The 13,931-nt window shown below is 49.2% G+C and carries 8 protein-coding genes; 4 read left to right on the forward strand and 4 right to left on the reverse strand.

The window, feature by feature from the left end:
* Positions 1–404: 404 nt before the first annotated feature.
* Positions 405–743 (forward strand): CopM family metallochaperone, encoded by a 339-nt coding sequence (gene copM, locus CUN67_RS24765; RefSeq protein WP_208719473.1) that lies wholly within the window; start codon positions 405–407, stop codon positions 741–743.
* A gap of 65 nt (positions 744–808) precedes the next feature.
* On the opposite strand, the gene CUN67_RS24770 is transcribed toward copM, so the two are convergent.
* Together CUN67_RS24770 and CUN67_RS24775 are read right to left on the reverse strand one after the other, a co-directional pair.
* Positions 809–2,848, reverse strand: coding sequence for a hypothetical protein (locus CUN67_RS24770; protein WP_208718134.1), 2,040 nt, complete (start codon positions 2,846–2,848; stop codon positions 809–811).
* On the reverse strand, positions 2,769–5,042 hold the full coding sequence (locus CUN67_RS24775) for a hypothetical protein (protein ID WP_208718135.1): 2,274 nt from the start codon (positions 5,040–5,042) through the stop codon (positions 2,769–2,771). Before CUN67_RS24775 ends, CUN67_RS24770 begins: the two co-directional genes overlap by 80 nt.
* A 258-nt stretch (positions 5,043–5,300) precedes the next feature.
* Between CUN67_RS24775 and CUN67_RS24780 the strand changes: the two genes are divergently transcribed.
* The 3 genes from CUN67_RS24780 (at position 5,301) to CUN67_RS24790 (ending at position 9,934) form a co-directional block, all read left to right on the forward strand.
* Positions 5,301–7,337, forward strand: coding sequence for a hypothetical protein (locus CUN67_RS24780; RefSeq protein ID WP_208718136.1), 2,037 nt, complete (start codon positions 5,301–5,303; stop codon positions 7,335–7,337).
* A 31-nt stretch (positions 7,338–7,368) separates the two neighbouring features.
* Entirely contained in the window at positions 7,369–8,850 is a 1,482-nt protein-coding gene (locus CUN67_RS24785) for a PhoPQ-activated pathogenicity-related family protein (protein ID WP_208718137.1), read from the forward strand.
* Between the two features lie 85 nt (positions 8,851–8,935).
* Entirely contained in the window at positions 8,936–9,934 is a 999-nt protein-coding gene (locus CUN67_RS24790; RefSeq protein WP_208718138.1) for a hypothetical protein, read from the forward strand.
* A 55-nt stretch (positions 9,935–9,989) separates the two neighbouring features.
* Here CUN67_RS24790 and CUN67_RS24795 read toward each other — a convergent pair whose 3' ends face one another.
* A complete protein-coding gene (locus tag CUN67_RS24795; protein ID WP_208718139.1) occupies positions 9,990–13,352 on the reverse strand; it encodes an ATP-binding protein in 3,363 nt (1,120 codons plus the stop codon).
* Positions 13,309–13,905, reverse strand: a complete 597-nt coding sequence (locus CUN67_RS24800) for a response regulator transcription factor (RefSeq protein ID WP_208718140.1) — start codon at positions 13,903–13,905, stop codon at positions 13,309–13,311. Before CUN67_RS24800 ends, CUN67_RS24795 begins: the two co-directional genes overlap by 44 nt.
* Between the last annotated feature and the right edge of the window lie 26 nt (positions 13,906–13,931).

Here is a 13,931-nt window from a genome sequence, read left to right on the forward strand (position 1 = left end):
AAAATATCCTTGTGTAATTTTTAATTACATCTGTCATTATGAGCAGGTGATAGTGTAATTACGGATTAATGATGAAATAACGATATTGATCACACTTGATGGCTTTATAAGATATGCATGAGGATAAATCATAAATGAGGTAGTCATTTCATTAGATGAAATGGTCAGGTTAATATAATAGCATCAGATTTTACGATGTCCTATTTACCGATGTCACATCCCGTGAATTTTCTTTTTTTCACCAGGTCAGGAGGAAACTTGATTTGGGAATTGTCTTGCGAAATATCATTGCAGGTTAAATCTTGTTTTACATCAAAATTGAGCATCTTGTGTTATGAAACGATACCGCATGAAATCATTACTTATGTTATCGCTTTAACTGGAGAGAGAAGTTGAATAAAACAATGCTGGCGATGGCTGCTCTGTTGTTTATCGCCCCGGCGGCTGTAATGGCCCATCAGCACGATCATGAAATGACGGAAGAATTAAATTCCTCTCCTGCTGCGCAGGAATTTACGCAGGGTATGCGGGGTATGCATGACGATATGGCCCGTGCTTTGAATGAAACCGATGCCGATAAAGCCTTTGCTAAAGGTATGATCGCACATCATAAAGGGGCGATTGCCATGGCAGAGACTGAGCTGAAATATGGTAAAGATCCGGTGATGCGAGATCTGGCAGAAGAGGTTATCAAAGCGCAGACAGCAGAAATCGCCCATATGGAAGGGTGGCTGTCAAAATAATCGCCAGTATTGCCGGGAAACAATGCTCTTTTCGGTTATCAGGGCCTTGAAGACCCGGCTGTTTGTCATTCAGGCAATTTTATCAGTGCCTTTTCCAGTTTGGTGAGCACCTCATCGACACGGTCCTTTGCTGATAATGAGCCGAGCAGATAGGTCGCCAGTGAGAAAGAGTCAGCATTGCGATACCCGGCGCTGGTATTTTGATAACCGGCCATATTGGCCTTTCTGAACATCTCATCTTTTCCCCGAAACCGTACCGGGACGTTATAGTCTTTATTATTGATATTGATCACGCCATCCAGGTCCAGAACGCCTTTGCTACCGCTCACATGCCCGACATAGACATAATCGAGTGTACTTGCTGAGAGGTGGGACATTTCATGCAGTAACAAGATTGAGAGGCAATCCAGCAGGTTTACTCCGCAGGCACGCAGATAAGCAACCAGGTTATCCCTGGATACGTACATTACGGAACCCTGGTAGCGTTCAAGGGTATTCTCCCCAGGATTGTTGCGATTTCTTTTTATGGCCTCATAGTTTCTACGGAAGATCTCGTAATTGCTTAATTCAGCGGTCATCACTGTGTTCTGGTCGTCGCTATGACGATGGGTCAGGGTTATATGTTTTCTGACATTGATCTCATTAAGATCCCGTTTCATCATTTTCAGATCCCTCAGATAGTTTTTGATGAAAAGGTCATCACTTCTGGCAAAAAACAACCGCAGAATTCGTTCAACCAGCGGCCTGCTGTCCATTTTCACCAGAGCATCCGTAGCTTTCAGGATCAGGTGCCGGGCATTACGCCGTCCATTGCCCAGAAACATCATCAACATACTGGTCGGTAGAATCGCAGGAATATTGACCATACCGTAACGCAGGTTATTGCTGAGATTATTAAAGGGGATCCTGACCTGTGTTTCAGTCAACGCGCGTCCCCATTTGCCACGCTCAAGAAACCGGATGCTTCTCTGGGTTTGCGCACCGTTATTCAGGCTTGCCAGATAGGTTTTAAAACCACGTAACCGCGTTATTTTCTTCCGAAGGACATCATGGAAGCTGTGGGACAGAGTGAGCAGATCAATACTGCCGAACAGCAGAGCTACAATAAAATCGCGGTGCAGTTGGTGGTTTTTCTCTTCTTCTGCGGTGAGCTTTGCCAGTGAATAAGATATTCCCAGTTGTACACTGTTTGACGCCAGTCCTGCGATGGCGGTGACCAGCCTTGCGGTTAAGCCTAATGATTTACCTGCAACAAGATCGAGTGCATAAGACATACCGGTGAACAGATCATCCGAGAAATCGAGTGCAAACTGTAACCATACTTCGGATGAAGTATGAAAAAGTGCATCAATATCGGAAAGGTTATTGTTAAAAATATTCTCGGTAATTTGCTGCTGGAGGGAGGACGCGGTGGGGGTAATAAAGCGATATTTTCCCATGCTGTTGTCATGGTCATAAGACACATCTTTGGCAGAGGGAATATTTAACCTTGCCTTATCTCTGGTGTATCTCATGCTGTAGGACAACGGCAGTGAACGGAAAATATCCCCGGCTTGTGTATCCGAAAGTTGGGTGGGTTGTCCCTCCGGTAAAATGATGACCTCATCGCTCAGGGTATTAAATAACAACATCTGGCCGGCACCGCGAATCGCAAAGAACGTAGCCATCACCTCACCGTCAAACTCCACTAACTTGAGTAAATTGTACGAATCAGGATGCTGCAGCAGGGTGCTAAGCAGGTTTCTTTCAATATGGTCCCGCCAGCTGAGGGGGGTTCTTTCACTGATAATGGCCAGATAGCTGGCTATGCGATAGTTTATTAACAGGCGCTGAATTTCAGCGATTGCGGTAAAACAGGCGTCATCATGCTGGCATTGCAGCGTGCTGCTGCGTAACTCAACATAAAGCGCATCGGTGACCGGAAAGGCCGTACTGTAAATCCGGCTCTCCTGGGCAAACAGGGGACTGAGTACGCTGGGAACATCGATTTTAAAACTGTAATTGATACCATAACTGCGCTGTAATTCACCGTAGGCCAGTCTTTCCATGGAAACTGATCGGGTTGCGGATTTTTTTAATCCCCCCCAATCCGCTGTCAAATTCATAAATCTCAACCCATACCTGGCTGGCGTTATTTAACCGATAAGCGGGTGCAATCTTCAGCTGGCTGGTTCTTTCATATTCATCATAAAGGGCATTGATTTTATTATTCAGTAAGGCCGCAGCTGATGTCCGTATCTCAAGGCCCGAGAGAGGTGCTGCCTGGCTGATGCGACGTATATCCCGAAGCATGTCGCTAAGGGAAAACTCTCCTGAATCGCCCGCATCCGATAATTTATTCAGGGCTATTTCGAGCAACAAATCTTTCCGTTCAAAGAAGACGGTGCTTCGGCGGTAACGCTCCAGCAGGTTTGCGGCAACAGGGGGGATTGATTGTGGCCAGTAAATGATCTGAATGATGTCTGGCACGAGGGTGAGAATTTTGCTTAACGGGACATGGCGGGCGGTGAAGCCGTCTTTATAAATGACCAGGGCAGTTTCTCTGGGTGAGAAGCCGAAGGCCCCGGCTAAGGTCTTGATGAAATCAAGTGGGTTGACGTCCTCTTTCGCGGGCCAGAGGTTGTTCCTTTTCACCCGCTGGTTGTCGGCTTGTTTAAAACGCTCAGCAAATGGGGTGGCAGTCAGGCGATTGTAGCCGCGGTAGTCTTCGATTTCTTTAATGGCACCGGGGTGCTGTTGATACCAGGCATCCGGGTAGATCACCACATAGTCATTTCCCCTGAACCATGCCAGAACGGTGGTTAGCGGCAGGCTTTTTTCTCCCGGACTGCCGTCGGCGTACTGAAATTTAACCCGGATATGACTGCTACTAATGTCGGGGTTCAGTTCATATTTACGCTGCAGGGTGCTGATAAAATCTTCAATCAACGGGATTCCCCGACTCGTAACGGGCAATGGTGTGGAAGGGGTAGGAAATCGCCCCTGATAATTTGACCGTTGCTGTTCGAACGCCTTCCCCTTTACCAGCGGTGGGAAATTCAAGTTCAGGGTGGATGTTAAGGTGTCGGACATGACTTGCCATGTTCGGGTCAATAATGATCGCCGGGGCTTAGTGGGGCCGGGAAAATTCAGTTCGGTTGATGGCAAAAACTCTGTCTGGTGCCGCCGGGAAAGTGCGTTTTGATGCTGCGGTAACGAGGGAATCACGCGCAAGTCGTCACCTGATGCCTGTATCTGCAGCAGGCTGGGGAGGCCTGATGTTTGTATTGTGCCAATCTGTCCGACGCGAAGTGCTGCATTTCCGACATGTACCTGAGTCATCAGGTGATGGTTTCCGGCGCTGTCTGTAGCGGTAAAACGATGAATGCGGGTATCGGCAGGCAGAAAGTTATTCGTGCCATTTTGCACTGAAGAAAATGTACATTGCGGGGCTTCATTGCGCAGGAGTAGCCGGGAAAATTCAAAGCATTGGCCGGGAGGCAGATCGGCGATGGGCAAAGACTGCGCTGGCGTATTCAGCGTGCGGGCGGTATGGCCGGCAAGAAAATTAACCGGTGGGCGTTGCAGCCATTTTTGCGCCACGGTCTGATCCCAGGTAGTCAGTGCTCCAGATAATTCCGGTAGCGGAGCAGGGTCAGGTGCAATCGTTTCTGGGGGTTCCAGTGGCAAAAGGGTGAACATCAACGCCAGCGGGTTCTGGAACAATAAGCGCTGTAGCAGAGGGGGGAATCCGCCGCTGATTAATGTCAGCACCAGCGGAAGGCTGATAAATGTCTGGAGATCAGGATTTATCGCCAGATAGCGGTTAGCCAGGTAATGAAGAATGCGTCGGTCATATTCATGCTGTGAGATATGTGCACGCCTGGCAGGCAGCAAAGCATCAGATAAGGATTGCCGGGCCTCGGGGTTCATCGCGAGAGGCTCGGCGAGACATCCCTTCAGGAAATAATAAAGCAACTGAAACAATGCCTGAGTGGTGGTTTGATCGGGTGTATCCGCCACATCGTTGCCGTTGTAAAGCTGGCATAGCGCCTGCCGATAAACCGGAGCCTGCAGTAGCAGATCCGCGCTTTCCACATCGAGAAAATCATCGAAATGTTCCGGGGTGTCCAGGTAACGCAGCACAGGGTCTGACAGGCATCTGAGAGGGCGCATTGCCGCATTGAAATACCGACTCATCATGATGACTGGCGTGTTTCTGATTTCTTCTATGCGCTGAGCCAGATGGCGGATGCGTGTCAAAGGGTGGAGCGAAATCGGCGCGTTTATCTGCTTATTGACAGGAGCCATCTCAGGCATGCCGTGCTTCCTCATAATTGACGGGGGACGAGAAAGGATAGCATCTGGCGAAAGGTGTCTCAGGGCAAGGAGGCAAAGTGATAATTTGCTGATATTAGGCCCCGGTCAAGGAATGGCTGGCGTTGAGGTGATAAAATAATATGAATAATTCTGGGTAATAAATTTTTCATGCCGGGAGAGGATTTGCGGGCGCCACCGTTCTCCCTTTGTTGTCCGCAGCTAAAAATCCGGTGACTGAATAAACTTAGGTGAATGGATATGGATATAACTGTCGCACGCGCTCATCCATGGGCTTCTCAGTATATTGATAGGAATCTGGATAAACACGCCACTCCCAAACAATTAGTTAACTTCGTAAATAGAACGACTAATAGCAACAGAACGCTGACGAGTTTTTTCAAAAAGCAACCAGAACACCTCAGTCTGAAAGCAAAAAGACTGGTATTAGAAACATTACATGACATGCTCTTCGAAAGAAAAATCAATTTTAGCGCTCAGTCTGGAAGTGCAAAGCTGTCAACCTTGATAGCCAATAAGATAGGGGGGATTACTGATAAGATAAACCGGATAAGTTTGCTTCCCGTCAATCAGGATAAAAAAAACAGTAAAGTCCTGGTAGAGATGAATGGCACCAATGATCCTCAGACCGAGTTTATCATTAACATTCATGAGGGGGCATTCCCCTACCATATATTGAAGCTATTAAACATCAAAGCGTTCGACCCAACGCTAATGGAGTTATATAAATACTGCTGCGAACAAAAAATGGACACCGGTGAAACATTGAAATATTTGTGTGATAACTGGACTGACTCTGACCACTTTAGTGAAATAAGCAGTTTTCCTGATAGCCATATCAACGTACTCACCAATGGAACGGAAGAAACGTTGGCTAAAGTATGGGAATCAATTCATTTTGCAAAAGAATGTAATTTGAATATCATCGAAACGCGTGAACAGATCATGCAACAATTACCAGATTATGATGTCGCTTTTAATTACGGCGACCCGACTAATTTGCCTCATCATGATTTCAGCCATGCTGGATATGGTGAAATTGACAGAAACTATTGTTTTTTTGATATAACCAAAAAAAACCAGCTAATCAACTCAGATAAATTGCATGACGCGGAAACACGTTCATATGACTCCGCTGATACTTCGGTGGAGAGACCTACTGCAAGCACTTCAGCCGCATCGGCCACAGGAGTGAACCTGCCTCAGTCAGCGCCGTTACCCAGTCAGGCGACATTACTGGGTCATTTAGGCCCGGGTTCATTTTATTCCGGGAGCGATGAAGTGATAAAAGGCAACATCAATGTGATGCTGAATGGCCCTCAATTCAGCGGCAGTGATATGCTCGGCATGTTGATGATGTATGAAAGACGTCCCGGCGGTCTTGACCATAAGCGAGTATTACCCGCAAAAATTGAGAAGGAGCATATACCTCAGCTGGCAAAATTGCTGCGAGAGATAACAGATATGTTTTTCTCAGAAAGCATCACTACCAGGGAGAAGGAAACGGCCTTTATGGTTTTTTGTGAGTTCTCTCAACTAAGAAGCGATAAAGCCACAGCGGGAACATTTCGGTATATTTCTGACGAAATGACGCGGATCACGGGGATACCATTCAATCCGGATAATGCCGGGAGGAATACCATTCCATTCCATGCCACCCGTAAGCGATTTTTTCTCGCACTTACCGAGCAAATTGATAAAAAGAATGGCTTTGATTACTCCGCAATACCCGAAGAGAAGTTATCCCCATCATCATCAGCTCAATGGAAGAAATCCGCCAGCGTTCAAAGCCTGCACTCAGGAGGTATTGTTGAATTATCGGGTCGTGGTGGAGCGACAAGCGATGACATCAGTCTGCGAACAGGCAACCCAAGTGGCAAGGTTAAGAAACTGAAGTATCAGATAGAAAAATTTGAAAAAGATTTGGACAGATTATGGGAGATGCATCCTCAGCTGGCCTTCGAGTACCGACACAGTTTGAACTCAGCACTGGGAGAAGCAAAACGCAGGCTCAAAAAAGTTAAGTCAGAGAACAACGCGTTCATAAAACAGGTGGATATTAAGGGGTTAATTGCTTTCCTGCATATAAAAACAATAAAACTGGCTAAGGAGATCGATGCAATAGAGACGCAGAAACATGCATCATCTGTTGAAAAATCGGACCTGGCAAAAATGTATAACCGTCGTTTACATGATGAGCAGGCAGCTAAAATGGCGTTGTCTGACGTGATAACCAGGAAAGCCAATGTGTTGAGGGAAATGATCGGCAGCGCATGATTTTATATGGATTAATTTTTAAGGACGAAAGATGAAAGCAAAATACATTATATTAATGTTGTTTTTTATTGTTGCAGATAGCCAGGCGCTACTCAGAGAGAACAAGAGAACGTGTAATAAAAACCAGGGCTGCGATTTCTCTCATGTCTTACCTGATTACAGAAAGAAGCTTTCTCAGGCACCGGTTGATTACCTGATGACGGGAAGGGAAACTCTGCCTCAGATTGAATTGAAACGCTATCGGATGACCTCACAATCATGGTCTCCGGACCTGAGGGTTTCCCCGGATAGCTGGCAGCATGATGTTAATATTTTTATTCCGGACAAAGCAAAATCAGAACGTGCGATTTTAGTTATCAACAACGGTGTAAATTATGGTGTTAGCGTACAAAACACGGGTGCATCGACAGATTTTAGCGAGGAAGCACTGGCAAATATTGCCCGGAAAAGCCATACGATCGTTATTTCCGTCAGCAATGTGCCAAATCAGTTTCTCACCTATCAGAACGATAATACGCCACTTAAAGAAGATGACAGCGTTGCGCGCAGCTGGATACTCTTTCTGGCTGCGCCTGAACAGAGAGAACTGATGCCATTGCATATTCCGATGGCCGCATCGGTTTCCCAGGCGATGCGCGTGGCAAGAAAAGAACTGATATCCTGGAATATTCATAAATTTATTGTCACTGGTGTGTCTAAACGCGGGTGGGTCAGCTGGCTGACGGCGATCTCGGATCCGGATGTCGAGGCCATCATTCCTTTTGCATTTGATTTGCTCGATACCAGAACCAGCCTGACACATATGTATCGTTCTTATGGTGGAAACTGGCCCATTGCGTTTTACCCCTATTATAAACAGGGTATTGATAGCTTAATTGACACCGATGATTTTGCAAAGTTGCTGGGTATCGAAGATCCGTTAAGCTATTTGAAGACAACCTATCGCTCTCGTTTGTCCATTCCCAAGTATATTATCAATTCAAGTGGCGATGATTTTTATGTCCCTGATAATACCCGATTTTATTTTGATGAGTTGCCAGGGGTAAAATCCTTGCGTGTCGTTCCCAACTCCGACCATTACGGGATTAAAAACTTCACTGAGGAGTCAATTATTCCTTTTGTGAATCGGCTACAAAATAACAGAAGACCCCCGGAGATACACGGAAAGCTTCAGGGCAACGAACTTGTGGTGGAATTATCAGAAAAGCCACTGAGTATTGTGCGCTGGACGGCTTCTAATCCACTGGCCAGGGATTTTCGTTACGCCTGCGGCATACGCTATCAGCCCTCTACACCGGTAGTCGTGTTAAATAAGAAAATTAAAATCCCATTAGTTTCTGGCCAACCAGGCTGGCAGGCGACTTATATTGAGGCTACCTTTAAAGATGGATATATAGCCACTACGCAAGCTTATATTACCCCTGAAGATAAATACGCTCAGGTTGCTCCGCCTGCGTCTGGCGCTGCATGTCAGACATTACCTGGCCGTGGTTTAGGGGATGATTCCCGATAAGTGAAGGATCGTTGTGACTCGCGGCTATTTTTATACGATTGATGCATACCATTACTCAATAAATTTACCCAGAGAGGCAGGAAGCATGGAAACCAACCTGAATGCTGCAGGCACTTCAGCTTTGTCGATCAGTGCGGAGCACCCGCAAATGCAGGCGATGCGATTGATGAGCCTGAATGAGGTGAAGAATACGCTGACAGCGATGTTGTCTGCGGGACGTTACGAAAGAAATGAGAGGATAGATTTCGGGAGTTTCGTTGAAGGTTTACAACAACGGTCGCGCGAGATGTTCCGTAACGCTACGTTAAAAAGGCCCTGGCTTCAGCCTATCTGGCTCACTTCGTACCAGTCGCTGTCTGATAAAGCTAAAGATCAGGTGATACCTGATCTTTACAGCAAGTATGGCAATTATGGCCATACAACCACGCAGGGGTATCGCACAAAAAAAAATTATCCATCGGGGAACGATTGCCGCCCGGCGGCGTTCGATCCGATGAGTAATAATAACGTTGCACATGCGACAACATTTGAAGCGGTTATTCGCGCCATCATCCACTGTAACCTGCAGATTGTTCCTGTGCTGAAGCAGTTCAAACTGGAAGGTATACCGCCCGGATACATTTCTATCACCAATCGCGGTGCGACACATTTCAATTGCACGCATGTGCGTGGGGTTAAACTCAGCACGTTGACCAGCAATTTCTTCGAGCTTGATATTCTGGCAAAGGATATGGTGACGCTCTCGGCGCAGGGTGACAATAACCTTTTCAGGTCGGTACCCGTTCTCGTGATGGGTAACGGAGTAGCAGGAAAAGATGTGCATTCCGAAGTCAGTAACGAAACAGGATTGAAAAGAATCAATATCTGGTGGATTGCTTTTGAGACGGAAGAGGACAAACGAAAAGGGATTGAATGCCTGAAGATCATTGGTGAGAAGCTGAAAATCCCTGAAGTCGCTGACTTAAGGATCTGTACCATCCCTGAACTTCACGATAGCCTGAGATGGCATGGTCTACGTGATGGACGTACCGAAAGACCAGATATTGCTTCGCTTTACGAGAAAAGTGAAAGAGTAGGGCATTGATACCGGTTTTTCTCTCACACTCCTTTTGGCGTCCTGGTGCCTGAACCAGGACGCGTTACCTTACCTCTGCGGCCAGAGCTGCATCCAGCTGCCCCAGACTTTCCTGCATCACCCGCGTAAAGCCTGAGACTAAAGCAACGATGTCCCGCTGCGTGATCATCCCGTTCGCCAGTAATTCGTTCAGGGACTCCAAAACCAGGCACGCGCGAAAAGCCGCAGGCACACCCAGCAGGCTCCATGAGGCTTTCAGGCGATGGGCAATGCGGCTCAGGTCATCATGAGAAGGCTGCGTATCGGCGAGTAATGCCAGGTCACTGCTGATTGCGTCGTGCATCTGCTGATGCATCCGGGTAATCACTTCAGGTTGCTGATTGGCAAGTTCAGATAACGCGCGCAGATCCGGGATCTGGCGCGTCAGCGGATTATGCTGGGTTAACGCCTGCAGTAACCGGGCGGCAGTTAACGGTTTGCGTAACAGATCATCCATTCCGGCATGGCGCGCCCGTTCTTCCTCGCGTGGTAACGCATTGGCAGTGCAACCTAAAATCGTCGCAGGGGCTTTGGTCTGGCCCAGTAACTCGCGGATCAGCAGCGTTTGTACCAGGGCATAACCATCCATCAGCGGCATCTGACAGTCGGTGATGAGAAGGTCGACCGACTGGCTGGCAAGAAAGTCGAGCGCTTCACGGGCGCTCTCACAGCATGTTACCTGCATGCCGAATTTTTCCAGCTGCAGACGGAGTACGGTGAGATTGGGGGCAAAATCATCCACCACCATGACCTGCAGCTGCGGAAGTGGGGCGGCAAGGGAAACCGCCTCGTTATCAACGTCTTCGGCCTGTTCAAGTGGCAGCCGGACCTCAACACGTGTGCCCTGACCCGGGGTGCTGGTGATATCCAGTGTACCCGCCATTAAGGCCACCAGCTGATAGCAGATAGCCAGGCCCAGACCGCTGCTTTGCGGGGTCGACTGATCAAGCTGGAACCAGGCTTCTCCCAGCTGTGAAAGTGCTTCAGCAGGAATGCCTATGCCGCTGTCGCTGATGATGAGGATCAAGTGCTCATCCTCGCCATGGGCGGTAAAACTCACCTCGCCATGATGGGTGTATTTAATCGCGTTACTCAGCAAATTAGCGACGACCTGGCTCAGGCGGGTTTTATCGAACAGATAATGATGGGTGGTGGGGATCGCCAGTTCGCTATGCCAGTTTAAGCCTTTGGCTTTGGCATTGCGTGCAAACATCTCATCGCTGACGGTTAATGCCTGGTACAGGTTGTGCGGTGCCAGATCCAGCTGCAATTCACCCGCTTCGATACGCGACAGATCAAGGATATCGCCAATCAGATCGCGCAGGGTGACTGCGGCCTGCCAGGCGATCTCCAGGCTCTGGTTTTTATCCCGCTCCAGTTCCAGCAGTCCCAGCACCGCATTGAGAGGGGTGCGGATATCATGGCTCATACGGGCGAGGAAGGCAGATTTCTCCTCACTGGCATGCTCTGATTGTGAAAGAGCCTGGTTCAGCGCCTGCGTCAGGGCGGCTTTCTCACTGATATCCACCCATCCACCGACGATGCCATGAGGCCTGCCACGGTTATCCGTATAGCTGCATAACCACCAAAACAGGGTGGTTTCCCCATTTGCCAGAGTGGTTTCGCCCGTGGTGGGCTGAGTGGAGTTGAGCAGCGTGATTCGTTGTGGCAGCGATAACTGGCGGGCTATCTCACCAAGCGGGAGGCCAGGTAAGGGTATCCCATCCGGTAATACTTGTGGCAAAAAGGGCGAGCTGCGAAATGCGGCATTAAAACGTGTCAGGGAGCCGGAGGGATCGCAGACAAAGAGCGGGACGGGCGCGTTATTCATCAGGGTTTGCCATAACGTTAACGCATTGTGTAACGCGGCAGTATCCCGTTCGCGCTGGCGGCGTTGGGTTTGAGCGAGGCTGAACGCCACCAAAGCCAGCAGCACCGCACTGAGCGTGACGATCCCAAGGGCTATCAGCCACAGGTTATTGCCTGACAAATGGGTGTTCTGCAACGTCAGCAGGCTTCTGGCGCGGCTTGATTCCACTTCGGCCCGGGTAAAGGAGGCCAGCACCTGTCGCACGCGCTGAGTTTCAGGCGTATCGGCGGCGCTGATGTTGAACCACAGGGGTGTTTCGGGCAAATCCAGCGGTGCCAGCCGTAGTTGCTGCTCATTTTGTTGTTTTAGCACATAGCTCAGGCTGAAGATTTCCCCCATCACACCGTCTGCGCCGCCTGCGTGCAGCAGCGTCAGACCCTGCTCCAGGGAATCCACTAATACCAGGTTTTCCGCAGGTAAACGATTTCCCAGCTGTTGCAACAAAGGTGAGTAACGCAGTACAGCAATGCGTTTATCTTTCAGGGCGGCGATTGCGCCTGGCAAAGGGGTATTCTGGGCGCTGACAATGCCCCAGTTGAGCGCATCAAAAGGCACGGCTAAGGGATCGGGCGATGCATCATCAGCAATAATTTGCAGGTTAATGGGGGCATCAGGATTGCCCTGGGCTGGCGTTTGCAACGCAAAGGTCAGGGTAAATCTGCTCGGCGGGAACATCTCCGACAGCAGGTTGTACCAGATGCCACGAATTTCTCCCACTTCGTTGATTTGTACCCAGGGAGGCGGGGCATCCGGTAAGACGACCTGTAATTCAATTTGCGGGGCCAGTTCTGCCGTCGGCGGGTAACGGGCGCTGAATACGCTGCCTGCAGGCAACAGCCATTTTCTTTCCAGTCGGCTGGCATCCTCCTGGTTCAATGACGAAATACGCTGATTGACCTCGGCAATTAACGTTTGGCGTGCAGGCAAAGCCCAGGCAAAGAAATGTAGCGTTGGCAGATTGGTGGCAGGCTCCACCTCAAGCGTCGTGACCGGTGCATTGAAAAAATATTGATTCAGGAGGAACGTGGGAGCAACTAATTGCCGGGCTTCGCCACGCATCAGCCGCTGGATATTTTCATTTAAGGTCGCGGCACCGGGCTGGGTGTCAGACAGTGCGGCGTTTTCGGGGATGGCAGGAAAACGCAGCGTAACGCCCCCCGCCTGGCTGCTGGCCTGCAATCTGCTCAGGGGAAAGGTCAGCAGCGGGTCGCTGGCACGTAACGTTGTCGCCGGTGGTGCGGCAGAAATCAGCAGATCGATCTGCTTTTGATTCAACGCCGCGAGAGCGTCCTGTGGGGTATTCAGCCGTATCAGTTTTGGTGCTTCGGCACCCTTAAACAAGATATTGGCCTCATCAGCCAGAATACCGGCCGTTGTGTTTTGCTGAATAAATGGCGGGGCTTCGCTGAGTAAACCAATACGCAGCGCGGCGGCCTGGCTGGTCAGCGAACACAGTAGCAGCAGCCAGCAAAAGTTAGCTGCCCAGTCCCAGGCTTTGTGCGCACTGAAAAAGTTCATAATCGTTAGTGGCCCCGAGCTTGCGCATGGCACTGTTTTTTTGTGTGCTGATGGTTTGTTTGGTGCGGTTAAGTTGCTCACCGATTTGGTTCACGGTGAGGCCGCGCAACAACAGGCGCAGCACTTCAATTTCACGCTGGGTTAAGTGGGCTTCGGGTTTGACAGCCTCGGTCTGCTGCTGGCGTGGACGGCGTAATGTTTTAATCAGCTCCGTGGACAGGCTGTTTTTACTCAGCACGGCATGGACACCCTGGCGTCGCAGCGCCGACAGCAGTTCCGGATTGCTGATCATCGTGATGACCACCACCATACTTTGCGGATAGCGTCGCATCAGGGCCTGAATCATCGCCAGACCATCAGGAGAGTCCACACCGGGCATGCTGAGGTCAGTGATAATGATATCGACCGGTTGTTGTGCCAGCTGCGCCATCAGTTCATCAGCGCTGGTGGCTTCATGCACGATCTGGTACAGGTCGTGACGCGTTTGCAGCAGAGTGCGCAACCCCAGCAGATAAACCGGGTGATCATCCGCAATCAGGACAGTTTTTTTCATTCGATCAATCATCCAATGGCGTACTT

This window comes from Pantoea cypripedii, from assembly GCF_011395035.1.
Taxonomy (GTDB): domain Bacteria; phylum Pseudomonadota; class Gammaproteobacteria; order Enterobacterales; family Enterobacteriaceae; genus Pantoea; species Pantoea cypripedii_A.

Bases quoted from the DNA above. Each gene is read 5' to 3' on its own strand.
- copM (WP_208719473.1), top strand. From the start codon at position 405: ATGCTGGCGATGGCTGCTCTGTTGTTTATCGCCCCGGCGGCTGTAATG.
- CUN67_RS24770 (WP_208718134.1), bottom strand. From the start codon at position 2,848: ATGAATTTGACAGCGGATTGGGGGGGATTAAAAAAATCCGCAACCCGA.
- CUN67_RS24775 (WP_208718135.1), bottom strand. From the start codon at position 5,042: ATGCCTGAGATGGCTCCTGTCAATAAGCAGATAAACGCGCCGATTTCG.
- CUN67_RS24780 (WP_208718136.1), top strand. From the start codon at position 5,301: ATGGATATAACTGTCGCACGCGCTCATCCATGGGCTTCTCAGTATATT.
- CUN67_RS24785 (WP_208718137.1), top strand. From the start codon at position 7,369: ATGAAAGCAAAATACATTATATTAATGTTGTTTTTTATTGTTGCAGAT.
- CUN67_RS24790 (WP_208718138.1), top strand. From the start codon at position 8,936: ATGGAAACCAACCTGAATGCTGCAGGCACTTCAGCTTTGTCGATCAGT.
- CUN67_RS24795 (WP_208718139.1), bottom strand. From the start codon at position 13,352: ATGAACTTTTTCAGTGCGCACAAAGCCTGGGACTGGGCAGCTAACTTT.
- CUN67_RS24800 (WP_208718140.1), bottom strand. From the start codon at position 13,905: ATGAAAAAAACTGTCCTGATTGCGGATGATCACCCGGTTTATCTGCTG.